Source organism: Kitasatospora sp. MY 5-36 (assembly GCF_001182915.1).
GTDB lineage: Bacteria > Actinomycetota > Actinomycetes > Streptomycetales > Streptomycetaceae > Kitasatospora.
This window is the reverse complement of the sequence record NZ_LFVW01001191.1, coordinates 1-1,477: the sequence shown is the minus strand read 5'-3', so window position 1 is coordinate 1,477 and position 1,477 is coordinate 1. Positions and strand designations below refer to the sequence as shown.

Sequence of the window (1,477 nt, the reverse complement as noted above, 5' to 3'; positions counted from 1 at the left end):
GGCGCCGGGCCGGAGCGGACGGTGGCCCTGGTCCTGCCGCGCTCCATGGAGCTGGTCGCCGCCGAGCTGGCCGTCGTCCGGGCGGGCGCCGCCTTCCTGCCCGTCGACCCGGGCTACCCCGCCGAGCGGCGGGCGCTGATGCTCGCCGACGCCGCCCCCGCGCTGGTCCTGGACGACCCGGCCGCCGTCCGCGCGGCCCTGGAGACGGAGCGCCCCGAGGACCGGGACCACACGGACCTCCCGTCCGCCGACGGCACCGACCACCCCGCGTACGTGATCTACACCTCGGGCTCCACCGGGACGCCCAAGGGCGTGGTCGTCACCCACCGGGGGATCGCCGGCTTCACGGCGGCGGCGATCGACAACTACGCGGTCGGGCCGGGGGACCGGGTGCTCCAGTTCTCCTCGCCCAGCTTCGACGCCTCCGTCCTGGAACTGTTCGTCTCCGTCCTCACCGGCGCCGCCCTGGTGATCCCCCCGGACGGCCCCTGGCTCGGCGAGGAGCTCGCCGCCGTCCTGGACGGGCAGCGCATCACCCACACCCTGATCCCGCCCGCCGCCCTGGCCACCGTCCCGGCCGGCGCGGGCCGCCACCTGCGCACCCTGATCGTCGGGGCCGAGGCCTGCTCCGCCGAGCTGGTCGACCGCTGGGCGCCCGGCCGGCGCATGGTCAACTCCTACGGCCCGACCGAGGCCACCATCGTCGCCACCTGGACCGGCCCGCTCACCGCCGGCACCGGCGCGCCCACCATCGGCGGCGCCCTGCCGCACGCCCGGGTGTACGTGCTCGACGAGGCCATGCGGCCCCAGCCGGCCGGCACCGACGGCGAGCTGTACCTCGGCGGCGAGGGCGTCGCCCGCGGCTACCTCGGCCGCCCCGGCCTGACCGCCGCCCGCTTCGTCGCCGACCCCTTCGGCCCGCCCGGCGCCCGGCTCTACCGCACCGGCGACCGGGCCCGGTTCACCGCCGACGGGGAGCTGGAGTTCCTCGGCCGGCTCGACCGGCAGGTCAAGGTCCGCGGCTTCCGGATCGAGCCGGGCGAGATCGAGGCCGCGCTGCGCGCCCACCCCGCCGTCGACCAGGCCGTCGTCGTGGTCCGCGAGGACGAACCGGGCCACACCCGGCTGGTCGGCTACGCCACGCCCGCCGACCCGGAACTGCCCCCGGACCCGGCCGCGCTGCGCACCGCCCTGGCCGCCGCGCTGCCCGCCCACCTGGTGCCCGCCGCCGTCGTCGTGCTGCCCGCCTTCCCGCTCACCCCGCAGCTCAAGATCGACCAGCGGGCGCTGCCCGCGCCCGCCCGGCAGAGCGCCGCCGGCGGGCTCGCCCCGCGCACCGAACGGGAGCGCGTCCTGGCCGCCGTCTGGGCCGAGGTCCTCGGCCTCGACGCGGTGGGGGCCGAGGACGACTTCTTCGACCTCGGCGGCGACTCCGTCCTCGCCGCCCGCACCCTGGCCCGGATCACCGAGCGCCTCG

The 1,477-nt window shown here is 78.3% G+C and carries 1 protein-coding gene; it reads left to right on the top strand.

Features of this window, described 5'->3' with window-relative positions; genetic code table 11:
* A partial coding sequence (locus AE652_RS41310) for a non-ribosomal peptide synthetase (RefSeq protein WP_049661131.1) occupies positions 1-1,477 on the top strand: 1,477 nt, incomplete at both ends.